Here is a 20,796-nt window from a genome sequence, read left to right on the forward strand (position 1 = left end):
TTAGCCATAATCACAGCAAAAATGCTGCTCTCCTAAATCTAAAATTCCAAATTTAAAATTGATATGATTGAATGGATTACACCTATTGGATTTATTCTAGCTGGCTTACTAGCTGGAATAATTGGTGAAAAAGTTATCTTCAAAAAACTGGAAACATTCGTTAATAATAAACGAATTGCCGGTGGGTAATATTATATTCCATTCCCTGCACCGCATGACTTTTATTTGGTTTGTCATTGTCGGTTTTTTTTGGGCAATTCTCAGCGCACCCCTGAAACCAGATATTGCGATCGTGCTGCAAAAAGTTTTGACGATCGCATTGCTGTATTCAGTAACCCTAGTTTTATCAAGATTGGCTGCTGGTTTTGTTAATTTATTTATTCGGAGAACAGAAGGTGTTCCCACATCACTAATTTCTAACCTTGCCAAGATTACTGTTTTAGTTTTGGGAACATTAATCATATTGCAAACGGTGGGTGTTCAAATTACGCCAATAGTTACGACTTTAGGTATTGGTGGTTTAGCAGTTGGTTTGGCACTTCAAGACACACTTGCAAATTTGTTTTCTGGCTTTTACTTGATTATTTCTAAGCAAGTTAGAACCGGAGACTATGTAAAATTAGATGCTGGACAAGAAGGATATGTTATAGATATTTCTTGGCGAAATACGACAATTAAAGAAATTTCAAATAATGTAGTTATTGTTCCCAACTCCAAATTATCTTCGGCAATTTTCACCAATTACCATTTACCTGCAAAGGAAATTACTTTAACGATGGATGTGGGTGTCAGTTATAATAGCGATTTGGAACAAGTTGAAACAGTAACTGTAGAAGTAGCCAAAGAAGTTATGCAAGAAATTGCACCAGAATTAAAAGGAATTGAACCATATATCAGATTTCATACTTTTAATGATTTTAGTATAGATTTTACACTTTATATGCGCGTAAATGAATACTTTGATCAGCGTATTGGTAAACATCTATTTGTCAAAAAATTACACAAGCGCTATCAGCAAGCAGGAATTCAAATTCCTTTTCCGATCAGAGAAGTGTATAATATACAAGATAATTCGGCTATGGAATAAAATTAGCCCTGGCGACTAGAAGCCGCCGCTACACAGACGAAACCCGCCTGCGCGGGTTGAAAACTTTGATTTGTAATCACTAGGGCTAGGTGCAACTTAGATTGCTAATGCTCGCTTTTCTAATGGTAGTTCAAAGCGATCGCCTGGTGTCGGCTCAAGCACCTGCGTCGAAAGATTGTTTTTCTCTAGTAAGGAACGAAATTCTTCAGCAGTTCCTTTAGTCTGAATCAATTTCATCAGCAATCCCTCAAACGCCACATCACCACCAGCCGCAGTAGGTAATATTACTTGAGGTTTTAACGACTTTACTACTTCTAATGAACTATTTTTCCCTTTAATAATCGGCCCAAGCAAAGGTAGGGTCATGTCAATAAACGGTGTAATCACTACATCGATAGGTGCAGCTTGCAGAATTGCTGGGGAATGATACCCATGAGGCTCGTAGTATACAGTTAAACCACTCTCTAATTCTTTGAGGAGATAACTATTTTCTACCAGAGTGGGGCCAATGGGGGAGCCGGGGAAAGCTTTGATTTCAACTTGATTATCTAAAGTGAAACTTTCACCATGAGGCAATACTGTTACCTGGGTGTAACCTAATTTCTGTACTACCTTGGCAGCATTGGGAGAAGCTACAACCTTGATGCTGTGGTCGAGTTCCTTAAGTGTTGGTGGGTGAGTATGGTCTTCTAAACCCTGAGATAAAACGATCAGATCGATATTATCTGGTATTGGGCGCTCTTGCGATCGCGAACCTTTGAATAACCATTCCAAATTACTGAAAATTAACGAACCAACCAGCCAAGGGTCAATCAGTATTCGTTTTCCGCCGATTTCCAGTAACCAAGAGTTGCTGTCTAACCAAGTTAAAAACATAAATTTTGTGAAGATAACGCCTACCTTCATTATCAATGGTGTCACCTTTCTTAGTAAGCGCTAAGACCAACACCTACATTCGTGCGCTCAAGTCTACCACGGAGTTTTTTTATGTCTGATCTTGGTTTTACTCATATTGCACTTGCAGTCAGTGATGTTGATGCAAGTATCTCATTTTATGCAAAGTATGCTCAGATGACAGTTGTGCATCATCGCATTGATCAAGCGACTCAATCAGATGTTGCTTGGATTAGTGACCTGACTAGACCTTTTGTAATTGTCCTAATTAAAGTACCTAAAGTAGAAGGCGCACTCTTACCACAATCTCATCTTGGGGTAGCTTATCAAAATCGTGAGGAAATTGATCGCCTGTGCAATGAAGCACGCACTGAGGGAATACTGTTGGCTGGGCCAAATGACTGGGGTCATCCCGTTGGTTACTGGGCTTATCTTCAAGACCCAGATGGTCATACACTAGAAATTTCCTATGGTCAGGAAATTACTTTTACAGTCGAGCAAGCTAGAGACGCGATTAATTGCGTCTCTAGGAAGTAGGGAGTTATGAGGTCAGAAACATTAATATATTTGAAGAAACACTTTATGAATCTTATTAATGACTGTAACGACACAACAGCTTCCAACTCAAGACGCCTTTGAAAAATTCATTTGGAATTGGCAGGGTTACAAAATCCAGTACACCGTTATGGGTACAGGACGGCCTTTGGTATTGGTTCACGGCTTCGGTGCTTCTATTGGACACTGGCGCAAAAATATCCCAGTTTTAGCTAGTGCTGGCTACCAGGTGTTTGCCATAGACCTTTTAGGTTTTGGCGGTTCTGATAAAGCGCCCATTGATTACACTGTGGAAGTTTGGGTGGAACTGCTGAAAGATTTCTGCACAGCACACATCCAAGAACCTGCTGTATTTATTGGCAACTCCATCGGCGCACTTTTGAGCTTAATAGTACTGGTGGAACATCCACAAATTGCTGCTGGTGGTATTCTAATTAACTCTGCGGGTGGTTTGAGTCATCGTCCCCACGAATTGAACCCGCCGCCTACGGATGATGATGTCAACTTTTAATCGGTTTGTGCGATCGCCAATTACAGGTAAATTTGTCTATAATCGCATACGTCAAAAAGCCCAAATCCGCCGCACCCTCTACCAAGTTTACCGGAACCGTGAAGCCGTCACCGATGAATTAGTCGATTTACTTTATACTCCCTCATGCGACCCAGGAGCGCAACAAGTCTTCGCATCTATTCTCACAGCGCCTCCTGGCCCCAGCCCAGAGGAACTTTTGCCCAAAGTAGAACGTCCTTTATTAGTAATTTGGGGTGCTGATGATCCTTGGACACCAATTACCGGGGCCAAGATTTACGAAGAGGCGCGGGAGAATGGCAAAGAAATCAAAATTGTTCCCATTCCCAATGCCGGTCATTGTCCTCACGATGAAGTTCCAGATGTTGTTAATGCCCAGATTGTCGATTGGCTAGCGCAAAGTTAAGAATTTCGCGCCAAGACGCAAATGCAAAGGCACTTTCTGCTGATGCGCCTTGGCCCATACAGGGTAAAAATGGAACTAACAATCTGGGTGAATGGATCTTAATTTTTTGAATTGCGCTTTGACAGAATCAAACTCGTATGATTTTTAATGGAGCTTGATGTGCGTAATGAATATAAAAGGGCAATTCCCTTAAATCACCATCCAGATTTTTCTAAACAAGGCTATCAAGTTGTCAGCGAACTAGGACGCAACCGAGAAGGGGGACGCATTACTTATTTAGCTAATGTCCTCAACTCTAAGCAACAGGTGGTGATTAAAGAGTTTTGTTTTGCTCGTGCGGATGCTGATTTATCAGGTGTAAAAGCATATCAGCGCGAAATCGAAATTTTGCAGCAACTAAATCATCCTCGCATTCCTCACTATGTAGATTCTTTTGAAATATCAGGGGCTTTTTATCTGGTGCAGGAATACAAAAATGCCCCATCTTTAAGCTTGAGGAGCAGTTTTAATCCAGAAGAAATTAAGCAAATTGCTCTGTCAATTTTAGAGATTTTGATTTATCTACAAAAGCAAATTCCGCCAATTATTCATCGAGATATTAAACCAGAGAATATTTTGGTTGATGAGCAACTAAATGCTTATCTGGTTGATTTTGGTTTGGCTAGAATACAGGGTGCAAAAGTCGCTCTGAGCAGCTTTGTAGCAGGAACCCCAGGTTTTATGCCACCAGAGGAACAGTTTGGTCATTCCCTGACTGAGGCATCAGATTTGTATAGTTTAGGGGCAACGCTGATTTGCTTACTTACTAATACCCGTTCTGTTGAGATTGGGAAATTAATTGATGATAACTATCGCTTTAATTTCCAGCAATTAGTTTCTCAAATCAGTCCGCGTTTCCGGCGGTGGTTGATGAAAATGGTGGAACGCAACCGAAAACGTCGCCATGCTAATGCGGCTATTGCTTTGGAAGCACTTAAGCCAATTCAGGTTGTTGGTAATGCCACCAGGATAGATACTTTAATCAGGACAATCAAACCTAAAAAACGAGCTACCTTGTTGGGGCTAGCTACTGTTGTTACAGTAGCTGCAATTGCAGGAACTTTGATGAGTTGTCAGCCCAGTAATACGGTTAGGCAATTGCTAGAAGCTACAGAATGTCAAAGTTTTGATTTAAACGCAAGTTGCCAAGAAAAAACCGGAGATTAAGATTAATTAAGTATGAATTCTGACTCCTTCTTTTTCAACACCAAGTTTTCACAACACGACCCTTCAACTGTTGCCCTAACCAAGGTGTATTTTGTGAAAGTGTATGAAGACTTTTTCGTTCAACTTTCCAGGTTTGCTGAGGATCAAATAAAGTAAGTTCTGCTGGTTGATGAGGTAAAACCGCACTTACTTTCTGCCCTAAACATTCAGCCGGATTGGTACTCAATGCACGCCATAATTCTAAAGCTGTAAATTCTTCAGTTTCAACGAGATATTGCCATAGCAGGGGTAATGCTAACTCTAAACCAATTGCCCCGGCTGGTGCTTCGGCAAAAGCTTGGACTTTTTCTTCGTAGCTATAGGGTGTATGGTCAATAGCGATCGCATCAATCACACCCGCACGCACCCCTGCGCGTAACGCCGTTACATCACTAGCATTTCCTAACGGCGGGTCTAAATGCAAGCTGGTGTGATAACTCTTAACTGCTTTTGTATCAAGTAAAAGGTGCATCCAGGTGGTGCTGGCGGTGATGGGTAAACCAGCAGCCTTGGCTGAAGCGATTAATTCCACGCTGCGAGCTGTGGAGACACGCATAATATGGACTGGTGTACCTATAGCTGCAACCAATTCTAGCATTGCTGCGATCGCAGTAGTTTCAGCGCTGGCGGGTATTGGGGGTAAACCGAAACGGAGAGCATTTGACCCTTCTCTCATTACACCATTTGCTGCTAAGTGGCGATCGCTAGGCCAAAATGCGACTGGTTTGCCTAATGGTTGGATATACTCTAACACTCCCCGCACCAGCGCCAAATTTTCTAAAGGCTTGCCATCTGTAAAACCAACAACCCCAGCAGACGCTAAGTGTGCCAACTCTGTCATTTGCTTCCCAGCTACATCTAGGGTAACAGCACCCCAGATATGAAGCAGGGGGAGAGGAGAGGCAGGGGGAGCTAAATTAATTTTTTCTCTCTCTTTCATCTCCTCGTGTCTCTTTTGCTGCAACTGTGTTACAAGTGCAGGGTTATCAATAGCCGGGGATGTATCGGGTAAAATGCTAACTCTGGTAAAGCCACCAGCAGCAGCAGCTTGTAAAAAAGACAAGAGAGTTTCTCGTTCTTCAAAACCAGGTTCGCCAGCGTGGCTATACAAATCCACTAAACCAGGGCCAAGAACTAATCCCTGACAATCTCTGATTTGAGTATCAGAACTAATATCAGAAATGTGCGGAGCCACTGTTTGGATATAACCATCAGCAATTAGCACATCAAATTGTTCGTCAATTTCCGAAACTGGGTCAATTACCCGTACTTTTTGCAGCAGTTCAGTCATAAAAGTTTTTAGTTATGAGTTAGGGGTTAGGAGTTATGAGTTATTTGTGTTATTGCTTCTAACCTTAATTCCTCACTTCTAACTTTATTCCTCATACCATTTCTTTGTGAAGTTGCGCCAAATCTGTTAATTTATTATTTCTTCTCTTCTCTACGAGAGGCTGCGCCAACGAGACGCTTCGCGAAGGCGTACTTGGCGCTCTTGGCGGTTCGTTCTTGATTTATTGAAGCATAAGCGCATCTTCATACAGAATTGGTATCAGACGCGATTAATCGCGTCTTTTTATCACAATGCTCCTGCTGCTGTTTTATCTAATACCCCTCCACCAAAGTGAGCGGTAATGTTCATGGCTTGCAATACTGGTAAACCATCGATTCCCGAAGGGTAATCGATAACGCTAACTGCGCCATTACCCTGACGAAAACTCCAGAAATTTTCTAGCGATAAACCTAGTATGTGACAAAGCAATGTTTTGTTAGTAGCATCATGAGCTACTACTAATACAGTTTTGAATTGATTAGTTGCTGCTGTTTGCAAAATTGATTGCCAAGCTGCAACACTACGCTCCCACACTTGTTGCAAATTTTCTCCTTCAGGCATTTGCACTTGCGTCGGTACTATCCGCCAGCGCTGCAATTCTCCGGGAAACTCTTGCTCTATTTCTATTTCTAATTTCCCTTCCCAGAGTCCGTGACTGATTTCTCTTAAACCATCTTGCAGTTCTAACTTGACATTAGGATGTTGTTTTAAAATAATCTCTGCTGTTTCTTTAGGACGCAGCATTGTGCTACTGACAGCAAAATCAATCGCTACTTCTTGGAGAAATTCGCCTGCTTTTTGCGACTGTTGTCTACCGTTGTCGTTGAGGGGGACATCAATTTGCCCTTGAAACCTGGTTTGGCGATTCCATTCAGTTTCACCGTGACGCACTAGCAACAATCGTACTCCTTGATGATCGGGTCGCAATGAGGGTAAACTTTCCCCAGTCTGTTGCGTCTGATTTAAGGATTCTAATTGGACTGGTTCGCCCAATCCTCCAGCAAAATTTAGTACGGTAATGCCACAGTTAGATTGCTGGATTGAATGGTAGCGACTTGCAGGAATTCCCAGTGCTGTGCTGATTAGGGCGCGATTAATTCCGTTATGTCCCACTATAAGAATAGTTTCGCCTTGATGCTGGGACAAAGTTTCTTGCCAAAACTGCCGTGCTTGTTCGTATATGGCAAGAACAGGAAAATGTTCTCTTGTCCCTTGTGTATCATTTATCAGCATCCGCAGTTCGTCGGGGCGTTGATGCCAAGTGCGGTAGTCTTCGGCAAACTTCTGCTTGACTTCGGCAGTTATCAGCCCTGCCCACGAGGGGAGGTCGATTTCTAGCAGCAAATCAGAAACTTGGATTACAGCAGATTGTTCGGGATGAGTAGCTAACTCACTATGGATAATATCTGCTGTGTGTTTCGCTCGTTGCAGGGGGCTGCTGTAAATCGCATTAAATAAAATATTGCTGAGGGCTTTGCCTACCTTACTGGCATCGTTACGACCTTTTTCGGTTAATGTTGACGCATCAGTACGTCCCTGAATACGCCGCTCGGTGTTATAACCACTTTGACCGTGGCGTACAATGATGACACGAGTCATCGCAAAGCCCTCCTCTATCTAGACGATTAATTCTACTGCAAAATGATTGCACATTTAGCGGCGATCGCCATTATAAAGACCAAATAATAATTCTTACAGCAGTTTTCGATCAAACCCACCACAAAATAAATCCTAAAACAAAGCCCAGTATTGCTTTCAGTACTTTTATTTGTGGCACGTTTGATTGTAATTTGCTGTAAGTTTGTGTTTCTTCAGCTAAATTTAAGCTTTAGTCCCACCAGCTTTTTTAGAGACGGCAATCCCGCCGAGTCCAAACAATAGACCTAGCAGGGAAGTGGGTTCGGGTATCGATTTTTTAAAAGAACTCAGGGTAATATTGGCAGTGGGATCGTTATAAATGTATACTCCTGCTCGTCCTACTTCACCCGTCAAGGTAATTTCCGAGCCTGATGTTCTTTCTAAGGTATATCTAGGAGCATCAAAAACAATGCCAAAATCAACCACTAAATTCCAATTTGACCCAGAAGAAAGTTCAAAATTGACATTTGGGCCGGAGTTAACATCTGTAGAGCCTTGGTTCAAATTTAGGTTTAGCTCGTTGACATTCACCTCCCAATCACTCAAAGTCCCGTCCTCTGAATAAACCACAAATCCTGAATATTCGCTCTTATCTGGCAATAAGCTCCTAAGGAATGGGGTAGTCGCATCGATTAAGGCAAAATCACCCGAAAATTCTTGTCTAGTGAGAATAGCTCCCAGCACGGGAGTAGCATGAAATACGCTTGCTACTACCAAACCAATCAGGGCAACGCAAACTTTGGGAGATCGAACTTGATTCATGGAAAGCGTCCTTTTTTAATTGTTTACCTTTTTCTAAAACCTATGTAATTTCCAATACTGGTCTGGTTTTGGGAAAAGGGAAAGAAAAAATCTTTAACCTGTTCCCAAAACCAAATTCTGAGTTCAGAATGCCCAAAGCAAGTAGTATTGATGTAATCTCAGAGGTTTACCTAGGCAGCTAATAAGTTAATTTTAGCTGTTAATAGTAACTTTTCTTTATCATGAATAAAATCACTAGTAAATTACTTTACTCAACCTTAATTTTATAAATGAATATCATTTATAATCTATGTCAGAATATTATTAAATATTGTTGCAAAATGGCGGCAAAAAGCATTTTTAGGTTAAGTTAGGATTTTTTTCTAGTTAAAAACCTGATAAAATCCTAAGCTAAGTATCAAACTTTGGTTGATTTAGCTGCCAATAATTTTATACTTTCAAAAAAAATATCTAAAGCTTTGTGGCAGGGTAATTCCAGTATCTTATCCCTGCCCATACCAGCAAAACAGTAAGAACTGCTCAAGAGCCTCTTCAGTGAGTAATTAATTAACGCCGACGCTTCACAAGGATGAATAGAGCGATCGCACTCACACCTAAAAACCATCCTCCTGATGCTTCAGGTACACTAACTTTCAAGGGATTAGCGGGTTTAGAGAGATTTTCCTTACCATTCTCAACTTTACGGTCAAAGCGATCGCTTTGGGCTTCTGCTTCTTTGAGTAACTGTCTTTGTTCATCGTTGACTAATACCAACATCGAAGAATAAGGGCTGACAATCTTGTACTTTTTGGCTACGGTATGAATCGCATCTAAACCTTTGAGGTTGTCTAACTTAATTTTTTTACTCAACCCTAAAATTAATTGTCTGGCTGCTAATGGCAAGAAATCATCTTGTTGGTTGCTAGTTGCAATTGCTGCGTCTAATGTTTGCAAATACCAAGCATAACCATTAACAACACTCACAACATCACTTAAAACTGATTTAGTCGCAATTCGTTGTAGCACCTCAGAAATATCAACAGCAACTCCACCACCACTATCTTGTAATGATTTAATGATGCCATCGTTATAAGCTCCAGGTAATCCACCTAGATGTAGTATCCACAAAGGTGCTGGCGTATTGGGGACGGTTTTATTGTTCTTCGATAATTCATAACTACCTTCATCACTCACCAGCAAAACGACATCATAAGCTGTATCCCCACGCAAATTGTTAAACTGTGTCAGCATTTCTTGGGGTTGAATTGTACCGTAAAAAGCAACTTTTTCCGGTTGGAATTGCTGGAGATCATCTAATCGTTTTGGTGCAGCACCTGGAGAAACACTAAGATATAAATCTGCATCGTTGTTTGTCAAATCATTATCTGCAAAGCTGTATTTTTTCAACCATGATAATGTTTGCAGCAATTCTTTAATATGTTTCCCCATACTGCGAGAAGTATCGAGAACTACAGCAACTCGTTGGTCTTTGGGTAAGGTGTAATCTTGACTAGATAAAGGTTTAGCTAATATTTTGTAGCCTTCCTCTAAATTTACTTCATGTAATACAGGCTGAATTTTTCCACTCGCGGGGATGAATTTTTCTAACCAAGCATCGTCTTTCAAACCGATTTCTTTGCCGTTGCGGATACGCTTGGTTTGATTCGTCCAGAAGATATTACGTTTTTCCCCTAAATCGGGCATTTCCCAACCTAAATTTTGTCCCAGCACTTTGTAAGTTAACCATAGGTGCATTTCTGTGGGGAGTGATGGTTGCCCTTGTATTTGTTGTACATTCTTAGGAGGAATAGGAAAAGCCCGTAATCGATAATGTCTCGGCCCTACTTGTTCCAACAAAGCTGGATCTATTGGGCGTGAACGTCTAACTTGAGAATTATAAACTTTCTGGGCAGCACCGCGAGGAGAGACAACAAAAGGGAAGCGTTGGTCTAACTTATTAGTATCACCCAACCATAAGCCAGTAATTACAGCGCTTTCTGGCAAAGAAAAGGAGTAAAAAACTTCCTGAACTTCTTGTGTTTGGTTTTTATAAATTTCGGACAATTCCACATCAGCCCAATCACCATGTTCTTTAACTGTGACTTCTTGTGATACTAATAAAACTTTTTTTTCGTTGATATTTAATAAACCTGCTTTAACTTCTTGTTCGTTAAAAGTAGATTGTACTGCGTGACTAACTGCTGTTTTTTCTGCTTTTTGTAGAGGTGTATCAAAAAAATCAGCGTAAAGTTTCTCTGCCTTGGCGGTATCTTTGTCAGAACCATTATATAAAAATGGTGACATCAGCAAGTTATAAGTTGCTTGCAATCCATCAGTAGCCGATTTATCTAAGCCTAAGACATGATGATACATAGCACTGATGTGGTTATTTTCCTGCTTGCTGCTAAGGTAGCGGTAAGAAGATAAATAAGCGTTAACTAATCCTGTACGAATTTGTTCTGATTTGGCTACAAGCGTTTGGCGATCGCTATCATTTTTAGGTGCATTAGCTAAGAGCGAAAAAGCTAATACTTGGGGTTGTTGTTGTGAAGATACAAAAATAACTGCAAACGCCACAACAACTGCACCAGCACCAGCAAATGTTTTATTATTACCATGTTCTGAAGCAAAAGTTCTTAAAAATTTTGCTCCCGAATGTACATACATTGCTGTTAACGCCGATGGCATGACAATAAACAATGTGGCACTAAAACCAAGAATAAGTAGCCAAGGGATAATTAGAAATAACCCGCCCACAAAAGCTGATTGATATAGTACATTCGCTAATATTTTTAGCCATGTAAATTTGAGGAATTGTTGCAACATAAATACTGCTAAAGGCACAGCATAAAATAACAAAACTGCACCCGCGTAAATACCAAATATCAGCATTAATGTATGGGCTAACATTTGTACCCATTGCAAACCAATTTTGCGTCGGGAAGCATAACCCCAAAATAACTCTCCAGTAAAAGTAGCTATACATACGCCTGTTGTTATCAGAATTTGGCTACTAGCTGATGTCAGTTCTCGAATCACAAATAACCGCAACAAACATAATACAAACAGTGGTGCTTCTACACCATAAAATAGGCGAATTAGTTGTAAAGGTTGTTTAATAAACCTCCAGCCACCGATAATACTGGAAATTGTGGGAATGGCAATTAAAGTAACGACAGTTAAGGCAAATTCAGTTGGGATATTGCCTGTTAAGGTTGCTTCAAATAATGGTATGCCTACGGATGGTAATATCCCTATATAAACTAAGATTAAAAATGTCAGGTTCCAGAGCCAAAAAATTCCGTAAAAACTTGTATTCCAAAATAATTTCACAGCTTTACTCCTCCTAAAATTGACGTTATTGCACCCATACCCCAGCCTTGAAAATAGTTCCTTATTTTAAGTTTTCCCTTAACACTGGCTTTTGTAACAATTTACTTAGGCACTTCCAGTTAAAAAAATATCCCGTCGTCGGGGTGGGGCGCAAGTACTCAATATGTCCGGTACTTGTCGGATTGCAGCGATCGCATGATTCATAGTTTAAAGCTTTGACCCTGGCGACTGTTCGAGTTCTGTCTAGGAAATTGTTGTAGTTACCCGTGGTATGAAGCAGTCTATTATGACCAAGGTTGGGTTAAGCAAAACGCAACCCAAGAAAGCCCTTGGTGTATGAGGTGGAAGCTATAACGCATCGTCATAGACAGTTGCTACTTTATAAATAAAATTTTAAGTAAGCCTTCTTTTAACTTCCTCTGCCAGATTTTCTAGTAACACTTCTACTTGCTCACCTGTTTTCAAATCTTTGAGCGAAGATTTTTGTGCTGCTGCTTCTTCAGAACCAATAATTACGCAAAATTGTATTCCTTGCTTGTCCGCTAATTGAAATTGTTTACCCAAGGGACGCTTATCAAAGTTAGTGATAACATTAATTCCCGCCTGACGCAAATGTTGAGAAACTTTTAAATAAGTGGGCATTAAATCTTCTTGCATATTCACTACCATCACCTGGCTTGGTGTTGCAGCTAAGGTATTTAGAATACCAGCTTTTAACAAACGACTAATTAAGCGAGTTAAGCCAATAGAAATGCCTACACCAGGCATTTTTTCACCCAAGAATACCCCGACTAATTCTTCATATCTCCCACCAGAACAAATACTACCTAAAGCTTCGTGTCCTAATAGGCTTGTTTCGTAGACTGTGCCAGTATAGTAATCAAGACCACGCGCAATTGATAAATCAATACAGAAACGATTTTCGGCAACTCCGAGATTACGCACTCCTGCAATTACTGTTTCTAATTCGGTAATTCCTAAGCTCAATTGCTCGGTTTCTACGAGATTCTGAGCGAGGTGCTTAAGTTTATCTAATACGTCATCAACCGAACCGTTAATTTTAATAAATTCAATGATTTTTTGCGCTTGTTCTGCTGAAACTCCTTCTTTTTCTAAATCTTGTTTTACTTTACCTTCACCAATTTTTTCTAGAGTATCAACAATCCCAATACACGATTTAATTTGATTTTCAGCAATTCCCAATGATTTAAAGAAACCAGTAAGAACTTTACGGTTATTGATGCGAATCAGAAAATCACCAATATTAATTGCTTCAAATATCTCAGTGATAATTGCAGGCATCTGAGCATCATAGAGCAAGCTGAGTTCACGACGAGCAACTACATCAATATCGCATTGGCGAAACTGACGAAAACGCCCATCTTTCGCCCGTTCACCCCGAAAAACTATATCAGTTTGATAGCGGGCAAAAGGAAAGGTTAATTCATTCAGATGACGAGCAATATACGCCGCTAATGGAACTGTTTGATCAAACTTTAAAGCTCTTGCTTCCGAACCAGTTTCGCCCGATTTATCTCTCTCAGCTTGTCGATTCGGTGGCAATATGGGATCAATGCCATAGATGATGTTGTCGCCTTGATTACCTTTAGCTTGCAGCACTTCTAAACGTTCTACAGCAGGTGTTTCGATAGGTGTAAAACCATAGCTTTCAAAAACTTTACGGATAATATCTAGCAAGTGTAATTCCAAACGCTTTTCGCTAGGAAGAAATTCTGGGAAACCACTAGGGGTAGAGAAGTTTATTTTGTCGCCTTTGGCCATGCGTGTACCTTACTAAGTTGAGATTGGAGATGAAAGCCTAACAAATGCAATCGTGGCCACACAAACATAAACGTTTTGCGGCTTCCCGCAGGGTAGTACGCCTGCGCGGACTGAAGAATAATGAGCGTTTATCTTTGAGAGGAGAAATTACTATCTTACCCGTTCTTCTTGAATTAGGGTGCGTTGAAAGATTTGATTGTTTTTAAACCAATGCCAAGTGCGGGCACGATTGTTATTGTCAGGACTAATGTAGATCATTTCATATAAGCTCATTTCTGGGTTTGTTTTATAACTAAACCACAAAATAACAATGGAATCATCAGCTTCCCAGGCTTTTCCTTCAATGCGATCGGTGTCAAACCAAAGCTTATTATCTTTATAAATTCCTGGAAATTCATACTCCTCTTGTTTACCATCAGACCATTTGTAGCGATTGATTTGGTAATAGGGATGAGGGCCATTTTCTGGAAATTGACAAGTTAAGTGAGATTCATACTTATCGAGGATTTTTCCGGCTGTATCAATTACTGTATAAGTTCCTACCCAATCTCCTTCATGACGGGCTAGCACGGGCATTCCTTCTCGAATATTAGACATTGCAATTCACCTTCTATTGTTCTAACATTTGGAAAAATCGAGTAAAGTAATCGGGAAAGGTTTTCGCTGTACAACCAGAGTCTTTTATTACAATGCCTGGAACTTTTAAGCCACTAAAAAAAAGCATTCTATAAAATCGCGTCACCTGGCGCTAAGGCGGCAACGAGAAATGCCCGATTAGTAATACTTTTAGAACCAGGAATCTCTACTGTGGCATCTACTGGGCGATTCAGAACAGGGATTGCAATGGTATCCATTTTAAATTTCTGTGCAGGTAGTCAGCTACAACTTAATTAATTATGTTCGCATATTATGAGTGGGGAGTGGGGAAGGTTGTCAACTTAAGGTTGAAAGCGAAGGTGTTGGAGCGGTATTACTTGGGCAATGGTTTCAAAGTTGCGATCGTTGTGAATCAGAAGCAAATTATTTTCCAAAGCAGTTTGAGCAATGCAGCAATCGATTGGGCTGCGAACGGTAAGCCCTTGACGGCGCAAGTCACAGTAAATACGGGCAGCCGCTTGCCAAGAATCAATCGAGGGTTCAATATAATTTTGTGTTTCGAGGTAGGTGGAGAGGAGAGTCCATTCTTGCTCGTTCAGGCTACCTTGAAGCAATTCAAGCTGAGTGAATCGGGTGAGTAAAACTTCTCGATTAGCAATTAGGGTTTCAAGCTGCTGGCGAACTTGACCGTTGCGATGCCTGGCGGCGGGCTGCGCCTACGCGGAAGACTACTATCCAAACGGATGTATCAATCAGCAGCATGACGAGTCTCGCGCAGAGCTTTGTGGTCAAAGTCTGGGACTAACTGAATTTGTCCAGCGAGGTCGAAAAGGTTTCTCTTGCGGTGTGATGTTCCAGAAGAGTCAATTCGTGAACGCACAAGTTCTTGCAGAGCAAAATTCACTAGTTCTTCTTGAGTAGTGAAGTTGGTGAGTTGTAAGGCTTCGTTAAGGAGAGATTCATCATAAATAGTCAGCAAAATAATTCCCGTTGCTGTCTTGACATAGTAAATCAGACGATAGCCACCGCTTTTACCTTTTTGAGTGTCGCTATTTCCGACTCTTAACTTGAAGACCGTATAACCAACACCAGGTATTTGATCTCCTGGCAACTCTCCCTGTTCAAGTTGTTCGATGACGGGTTGTATATCATTCCGAATACTGCGATACTTCTTGGCAAGAGCGCGTAGATTTCGGTTGAATGTTGGCGAAGCTTCAACTTGAATGAAAGGCTGATCAGCCATTTTCCAGCCCTTCCCAAAGTTGAGCCACCGGGATAGTTTGCCCAGTCATGGCTTCGTGCCAAGCTTGCCGGAAATCTGCTAAGACTTCTGCTTGAGATTGATTATCTAGAACTTCCTCTTCTGGAATTAGAATAATAACTTCTACGCGGCTGTTTTTATCTGTTATGAGAGGATGATCTAAAATTATTTGTCCTTGCTCATTAATCGTTGCCATGACTTTAACTGCTTTCATTGCTATTCCAAAATGTTAAGTGGTAGTGGTTAGGTTAATGTCCAAGGCTTTTCCTAAACTTGACTTTCACGCTTTCGGCTCTAAAAGTTGAAAGATGGACTCACGACTAACCAGTTCAGTTGTTTCACCTTCAGCGATCGCTTGCTCCATTGCCACGTCTTCAATAATTTCTGCCAGAAATTCAGAAACTTCTTTTCGATTGTCACGAATTAATTCAATAATCGCGCTTTTCAAGATTTCCTTAAGTTGATCTGGGTTTATAGTAATCTCAGACATTCTGCCTCCATTAAGTTAGTTTGAGTTTGATAGATTGATTCCTAACGCTTCAAGCTGCTGATTGATCCAAGCCGTTGCTGTCGCTTCATCTGTTTCAATCGCTCGTTCTACTCCTGTTTTAGCAATTTCTAGCAGTTGCTTGGATTGCTCCCGCTTTTGGTGAGAGACTTCAACTTTGCTTCTGATTTTCTGCTGAACGGAATCTGGCGCATCCCAAACTTGAAATTGAGCAATTTCGTTGGGGTATAGCTCAATTTGCCCTGATGAACCTTTGAAATGCTTTTCAACGAATAGCTTTCCAATAATGCTATTGAGGTAAATCGACATATAAACCGGGTCAAGTAAATCAGTTCTAAGAATAGTGACGTGGTTATCTGGCAAAGCTTGTTGTTCGTAGAGATAAGGCGCACAGCGTCCAATTGTGCCAATACCTGTACCGTTTATTAGAACATCATCAGTTTTAATTGTAAGCGGATTATCATTTTCTGGCAGATAAGCATAGCGATTGTCTGTCAGGATTACTTCACCTTCTCGAACGTGCTTGGAGTTAACAACAAGTAAACCTAACTCATGCTCGTCTTCGTTCTCGATATATTGAGGTTGTTTTCCTCGTTGATTGAGGGTGAGTAAATCACCGAGGGGCGTTAGTTCAACTTTCTCTTCAAGTCGTTCAATGAGTTGGTCAAATTTTGGCTGGTAATACTCAGCGTCGAGGCGACTAGAGGACAGGAACGACTCGGCAAAACTCTTGATGGCAAAGGTTTCTTCCGTGGGCTGCCAATCATTCAAGCCAAGCTCCGACAATAGCAAATCTTCAGCTTGTTGATAGATTTCTTTTGCTTTCAATCTATCATAGTGTGCTTGTTCAAATAATTTTTTGAGTCCTGACTGAAATTCTGGATTCAACAAAGGAATTTTTACTGCTGCTAGTTCTTGAGCATTGACATTTGACTGGTTGATTGAAATTCTAGCCCGTCTTTTTATATCCCAAATTCCTAAACTAGAATTTAAGAATGCGACTAAATATTCAGGTAAAATCTTTGACTCATCAGTTCTTACTCGTATTAGATAAGATGCGAAAACCAAATTTTCATCTGATAAACTTCTAAAAATGCCTGTTCTTCCAACGAATTCAAAAGAATTTGTCCTATTGAATAGAATATCCCTGTCTTTGAGTTTGAAAGCTTCTATATCTACAGAAGAAATATCTGCAAACTTTGAAACATCGGTGTCGCAGAGCATATTATGAATTTCATTCATCCTGTATATTTTTGTGCCTTCACCTTCTTCATTCATCTCTATCGAGATTCCGTACTGCACAAAAGTTACGGTTTCAGCAACATCTACATAACTATAATTTGGATTTTGAATAGGTGGTCTTTTGTGAAATTCACTATCGATTCTAAAATCTTTATTTTCTAAGGTTTCACCAAGCAAAACTTCAATTGCTTCCAGCCCATCCATTAACTGCTGATACCTCACAGCATCAAACGGCGCAACAGATGGGCTGGATTCAAAAAAACTGAGCTTCTCCTTTTTGGCAAACTCAATAAACGCTTCTGCAATGCCGTCTTCCGTCAGTCCTTCGTGGTTATACAAATCATGATCCACCACTAAATGACCGTGAACGTCTTGCAAAAAATTGCCCTCCACCCCAACCACTCGCTGCATCGGAGAAGGCGGCATCAATTCGCCCAGTTCATCATCAGGCGGTGAAGTAGACGATGAAATTTTCCGCCACATCTTCTCCCCAGAATTATCCTTCCCCGATTTCCGCATCGTCGCAAAAAAGATGTTGTAGTCATCCTGTCGAGGGCAAAGTGCGCCCGCCTTCGGGTCGTCATTCCACTTCTGCACAAACAGCACCGAAGTCTTTGTACCCGTATGCGGCTTAAACGTATTGCCATGCAGCCCAACCACCGCCAAAATCCGGCAGCGTTCGGCAATAAAATCTCGAATATTTTTATCCGATGAATTGTTAAACCGTCCTTGAGGCAGCACGATCGCCATTCTACCTCCCGGTTTTAAAAAGTCCAAATTGCGCTCAATAAACAAAATATCGCGCCCTACCTTGCTTTGCCACTTACCATCCGGCTTCTTTGCCAAATCATAACGGGCAATCATGCGCGGTTCTTTGATATCTCCGGCAAAGGGCGGATTCGCCATCAACACATCAAACTGAAACCGTTGGTAGCTGCTTTTATCGGTGCGGAGCTTTTTCAACCGAGAGAACGCCCGATTGTAAGTATCATCCCAGTCTTCCTCTTTAGTAATTTCATCCCATAATTCATAATCCAGCGTATTCAGATGCAACACATTTTGTTCACCGTCCCCAGCAATCAGGTTTAGCGTTCGTGCCACCCGCACCGCCTTTTCATCAAAATCAATCGAAAATACCTTTTCCTTGACATACTCATCGCACTCTGGCGGCTTTGATTCAGCCGTAAACAGATGACTGGTTTCTCGTCCTTGATCGCGCATAATCTGCTTCCAGACATGAAACATCGTATGCACCGGAAACCCCGATGAACCCGCCGCCGTATCGATCATGTACTCATACTCTTGGGGATTGAGCATTTTCACGCACATATCAATTACATAGCGCGGCGTGAAATATTGCCCTTTATCCCCCTTGCTGCTTTGGTTAATCAAATACTCAAAGGCTTCATCGATTACATCCAGATTGGAGTTAAACAGCTTCACATTCTCCAATGACGACACACAAACCGACAAGTGCGAAGGTGTGAGGCTAATCTTGGCTCCTTCACTAAACACACCCTGCCACTTTTGTTTAGCTTTGTCGAATAAATCCTGAATCTTGGTTTTGAGCGCTGCTTCTGTCTGTCCTGTATTGCGAAACTCTAGAGAACGAGTTTTACGGCGGTTGCCCTGCCCAGAATACCACTCGTCATAGAGCTTGGTAAAAATCAGCTTAAATAGTTCCTCAAATACATCTACCCCAGCATTCGCCAGCACCTCGTCTTCCATTTCTTCGATCAGGGTTTTGAGGGATTTATTCTCTTTTAGCAACTTGTCATTGGCGATCAAGTCTTCCAGAGTAAACTTGATCTGAAGAATATCTGCCAGGGTTTGATTAGCGTTGGGCAAACTGGGGATATCTTCAAAATAATTGGGATCTTTGCGCTGGTAGTAGGAAATTTGATCGCCATTCGTCCAAATTGCGATCGGCGCACCCGTGGCATTACAATACGATCGCAACTGATCTTTCCCATCCTTTAGCTTCGGCTTTTTTAGCTCCACCAGCATATACACCGTGTTTGGACGATCTTTATCCATCACCACAATATCTGCCCGTTTCACCTCCCGCCCAAAGTTCACCCCATACTCAACTTGAATGCGACTGAGGGGATAGTGCAACCGTTGAGTCAAAACCTGTAAATATAGCTGCCGAATTGCTTCCTCTGGCGTAAGCTTAATTGCCTTCTGACGCACCAAACAAACGATATAAGGCACTTCGCCACTTTTGGTTGCTTTGGGAGTAATGCTCTGCTCTAACTGTTCAATTTCCGCCGCAGTAAACTGCGACAGTTTGTAATTTGAGTCTTTGAGGATATCGGCTAGGTTCATCAGGCGCTACAGGATCTACATAAAGGCTTAGTCCGTTATCGAGTGTAACGCTATTGTAGAAACCGACCTAGAGGTTTTCTTAATACTCTTTTTGAAAATGCGATGCCTCCGGCGGGCTACGCCTACGTCAAGCAATGGGCATCATTCACCGTGAATGCCTTTACTTTGGCAAGATTACAAAATTTCATCAACCAAGACAGTACCACCTTCATAAAAATCAATGCTGAGATGATAATCTACAAGTAGTGCAGTTCCCAGAAGAGGACGGCGACCCATCGCCAACACAATAACTTCTCGCTCCGCACCGTTCCACACAATCTTTATTGCATGAGCATTTGTTGTAGTCTTGGAGTTGTCGGCAAGATTTGCTTGAATTTTAGCTATATATGGCAAGCTAAGTTTTGCAACCAGATCAGGTGGTAAGGTAAGAAAACCTTCAAACCCCGTATCAATAACAAACTCAATTTCTACATGTGACTTGTCTTCTAAACGAACCAAAACACTCATTCGTGCTTGAAGCCCAACCACCGTCCCGTGTATCACTGTACCGTCCTGACTAATGAACCACCAACAGCATACACGGCATCATAACCAATTCTTTCTGCCCAAATTGCTGCATCAGGCTGTTTGGCTTGCAAAAGACGGCTTGTTACCAGCAAATCATCACCAATTTCATATTCACCTGTTTCAACATTGATGGAAATTAATTTGCCAATATTCTCTACTGTCTCAACTTGGGAACGGATATGTTTTTCGTAGAATTCTTTACCACGTTGGATAATTTCTTCGTCACTTAGTTTCGGATAAGACATATAGGCAAGCTTCCAAGTAAAGCATTTGATCGCCCTATTTATTATAGTGTGCAACTTATTGTTAAATGACAAGGAAACGAGCAGCGATGCCTGTCATCTCATATTCCCGGCTGTCTTTGCCATACTTCAATACCAGACCACTGACCAAGTAAACGAACAGACTTGTGTTCTGAACGAATGGACTTGTGTTCTGAACGAATGGACTTGTGTTCTGAACGAATGGACTTGTGTTCTGAACGAATGGACTTGTGTTCTGAACGAATGGACTTGTGTTCTGAACGAATGGACTTGTGTTCTGAACGAATGGACTTGTGTTCTGAACGAATGGACTTGTGTTCTGAACGAATGGACTCGTGTTCTGAACGAATGGACTCGTGTTCTGAACCAAAACTATAAAAGTTCTTCCAAGTGCTTTGATTATCGTAGACGAAACTGTGGCAGAAGCGATGTCTACGACGGGCTACGCGTACGCCATTAGTTACGGTAATGAGTTGCAAGTGATAATGGG

General features: G+C 41.3%; 18 protein-coding genes and 2 pseudogenes. 4 read left to right on the forward strand and 16 right to left on the reverse strand.

Annotated elements, in window-relative coordinates; all coding sequences use genetic code 11:
- Nucleotides 1-63 precede the first annotated feature (63 nt).
- A pseudogene (locus ANSO36C_RS10310) lies at nt 64-1,087 on the forward strand (mechanosensitive ion channel family protein).
- A 96-nt stretch (nt 1,088-1,183) separates the two neighbouring features.
- Here ANSO36C_RS10310 and ANSO36C_RS10315 read toward each other — a convergent pair.
- Entirely contained in the window at nt 1,184-1,963 is a 780-nt protein-coding gene (locus ANSO36C_RS10315) for an MBL fold metallo-hydrolase (protein ID WP_251959449.1), read from the reverse strand.
- A gap of 111 nt (nt 1,964-2,074) precedes the next feature.
- On the opposite strand from ANSO36C_RS10315, the gene ANSO36C_RS10320 reads away from it, so the two are divergent.
- From ANSO36C_RS10320 to ANSO36C_RS10330, 3 genes and pseudogenes are all read left to right on the forward strand, one after another.
- Entirely contained in the window at nt 2,075-2,518 is a 444-nt protein-coding gene (locus ANSO36C_RS10320) for a VOC family protein (RefSeq protein WP_251959450.1), read from the forward strand.
- A 58-nt stretch (nt 2,519-2,576) separates the two neighbouring features.
- A pseudogene (locus ANSO36C_RS10325) lies at nt 2,577-3,471 on the forward strand (alpha/beta fold hydrolase).
- Nucleotides 3,472-3,618: 147 nt separating this feature from the next.
- Entirely contained in the window at nt 3,619-4,677 is a 1,059-nt protein-coding gene (locus ANSO36C_RS10330) for a serine/threonine protein kinase (RefSeq protein WP_251959451.1), read from the forward strand.
- 34 nt (nt 4,678-4,711) lie between these two features.
- Here ANSO36C_RS10330 and ANSO36C_RS10335 read toward each other — a convergent pair whose 3' ends face one another.
- The 15 genes from ANSO36C_RS10335 to ANSO36C_RS10410 all read right to left on the reverse strand — a co-directional run bounded on the left by ANSO36C_RS10335 (nt 4,712) and on the right by ANSO36C_RS10410 (nt 20,785).
- Nucleotides 4,712-6,007 carry a dihydroorotase gene (locus ANSO36C_RS10335; RefSeq protein WP_251959452.1) on the reverse strand — a complete coding sequence of 432 codons (1,296 nt, stop codon included), beginning with the start codon at nt 6,005-6,007 and terminating at the stop codon, nt 4,712-4,714.
- Nucleotides 6,008-6,292: 285 nt separating this feature from the next.
- On the reverse strand, nt 6,293-7,645 hold the full coding sequence (locus ANSO36C_RS10340) for a histidine phosphatase family protein (RefSeq protein WP_251959453.1): 1,353 nt from the start codon (nt 7,643-7,645) through the stop codon (nt 6,293-6,295).
- Nucleotides 7,646-7,867: 222 nt separating this feature from the next.
- Nucleotides 7,868-8,446: a PEP-CTERM sorting domain-containing protein gene (locus ANSO36C_RS10345; RefSeq protein ID WP_251959454.1), complete on the reverse strand. Its 579-nt coding sequence runs from the start codon at nt 8,444-8,446 to the stop codon at nt 7,868-7,870.
- 546 nt (nt 8,447-8,992) lie between these two features.
- Nucleotides 8,993-11,758 (reverse strand): TIGR02921 family PEP-CTERM protein, encoded by a 2,766-nt coding sequence (locus ANSO36C_RS10350; protein WP_251959455.1) that lies wholly within the window; start codon nt 11,756-11,758, stop codon nt 8,993-8,995.
- Nucleotides 11,759-12,151: 393 nt separating this feature from the next.
- The gene (hisS, locus tag ANSO36C_RS10355) at nt 12,152-13,540 is read right to left on the reverse strand and encodes a histidine--tRNA ligase (protein WP_251959456.1); all 1,389 of its coding nucleotides are present in this window, start codon (nt 13,538-13,540) and stop codon (nt 12,152-12,154) included.
- Nucleotides 13,541-13,690: 150 nt separating this feature from the next.
- Nucleotides 13,691-14,137 (reverse strand): DUF3598 family protein, encoded by a 447-nt coding sequence (locus ANSO36C_RS10360; RefSeq protein WP_251959457.1) that lies wholly within the window; start codon nt 14,135-14,137, stop codon nt 13,691-13,693.
- Between the two features lie 128 nt (nt 14,138-14,265).
- Nucleotides 14,266-14,394, reverse strand: a complete 129-nt coding sequence (locus ANSO36C_RS10365; protein WP_251959458.1) for a hypothetical protein — start codon at nt 14,392-14,394, stop codon at nt 14,266-14,268.
- An 84-nt stretch (nt 14,395-14,478) separates the two neighbouring features.
- Nucleotides 14,479-14,796: a type II toxin-antitoxin system VapC family toxin gene (vapC, locus tag ANSO36C_RS10370; RefSeq protein WP_251960295.1), complete on the reverse strand. Its 318-nt coding sequence runs from the start codon at nt 14,794-14,796 to the stop codon at nt 14,479-14,481.
- Nucleotides 14,797-14,885: 89 nt separating this feature from the next.
- Entirely contained in the window at nt 14,886-15,380 is a 495-nt protein-coding gene (locus ANSO36C_RS34200) for a type II toxin-antitoxin system VapB family antitoxin (protein ID WP_323374580.1), read from the reverse strand.
- Nucleotides 15,373-15,612: a type II toxin-antitoxin system RelN family antitoxin gene (locus ANSO36C_RS10385; RefSeq protein WP_251959459.1), complete on the reverse strand. Its 240-nt coding sequence runs from the start codon at nt 15,610-15,612 to the stop codon at nt 15,373-15,375. The genes ANSO36C_RS34200 and ANSO36C_RS10385 overlap by 8 nt, the downstream gene beginning before the upstream one ends.
- Before the next feature lie 66 nt (nt 15,613-15,678).
- Complete coding sequence (locus ANSO36C_RS10390; protein ID WP_196512015.1) at nt 15,679-15,888, reverse strand: hypothetical protein; 210 nt, start codon at nt 15,886-15,888, stop codon at nt 15,679-15,681.
- 15 nt (nt 15,889-15,903) lie between these two features.
- On the reverse strand, nt 15,904-19,476 hold the full coding sequence (locus ANSO36C_RS10395) for an N-6 DNA methylase (protein ID WP_251959460.1): 3,573 nt from the start codon (nt 19,474-19,476) through the stop codon (nt 15,904-15,906).
- 174 nt (nt 19,477-19,650) lie between these two features.
- A complete protein-coding gene (locus ANSO36C_RS10400) occupies nt 19,651-20,019 on the reverse strand; it encodes a clan AA aspartic protease (RefSeq protein WP_251959461.1) in 369 nt (122 codons plus the stop codon).
- Nucleotides 20,016-20,288, reverse strand: coding sequence for a hypothetical protein (locus tag ANSO36C_RS10405; protein WP_251959462.1), 273 nt, complete (start codon nt 20,286-20,288; stop codon nt 20,016-20,018). The genes ANSO36C_RS10400 and ANSO36C_RS10405 overlap by 4 nt, the downstream gene beginning before the upstream one ends.
- A 98-nt stretch (nt 20,289-20,386) precedes the next feature.
- Nucleotides 20,387-20,785 (reverse strand): hypothetical protein, encoded by a 399-nt coding sequence (locus tag ANSO36C_RS10410; RefSeq protein WP_251959463.1) that lies wholly within the window; start codon nt 20,783-20,785, stop codon nt 20,387-20,389.
- Nucleotides 20,786-20,796: the final 11 nt, after the last annotated feature.

The sequence above is a fragment of the Nostoc cf. commune SO-36 genome (assembly GCF_023734775.1).
Classification (GTDB): Bacteria; Cyanobacteriota; Cyanobacteriia; order Cyanobacteriales; family Nostocaceae; genus Nostoc; species Nostoc commune_A.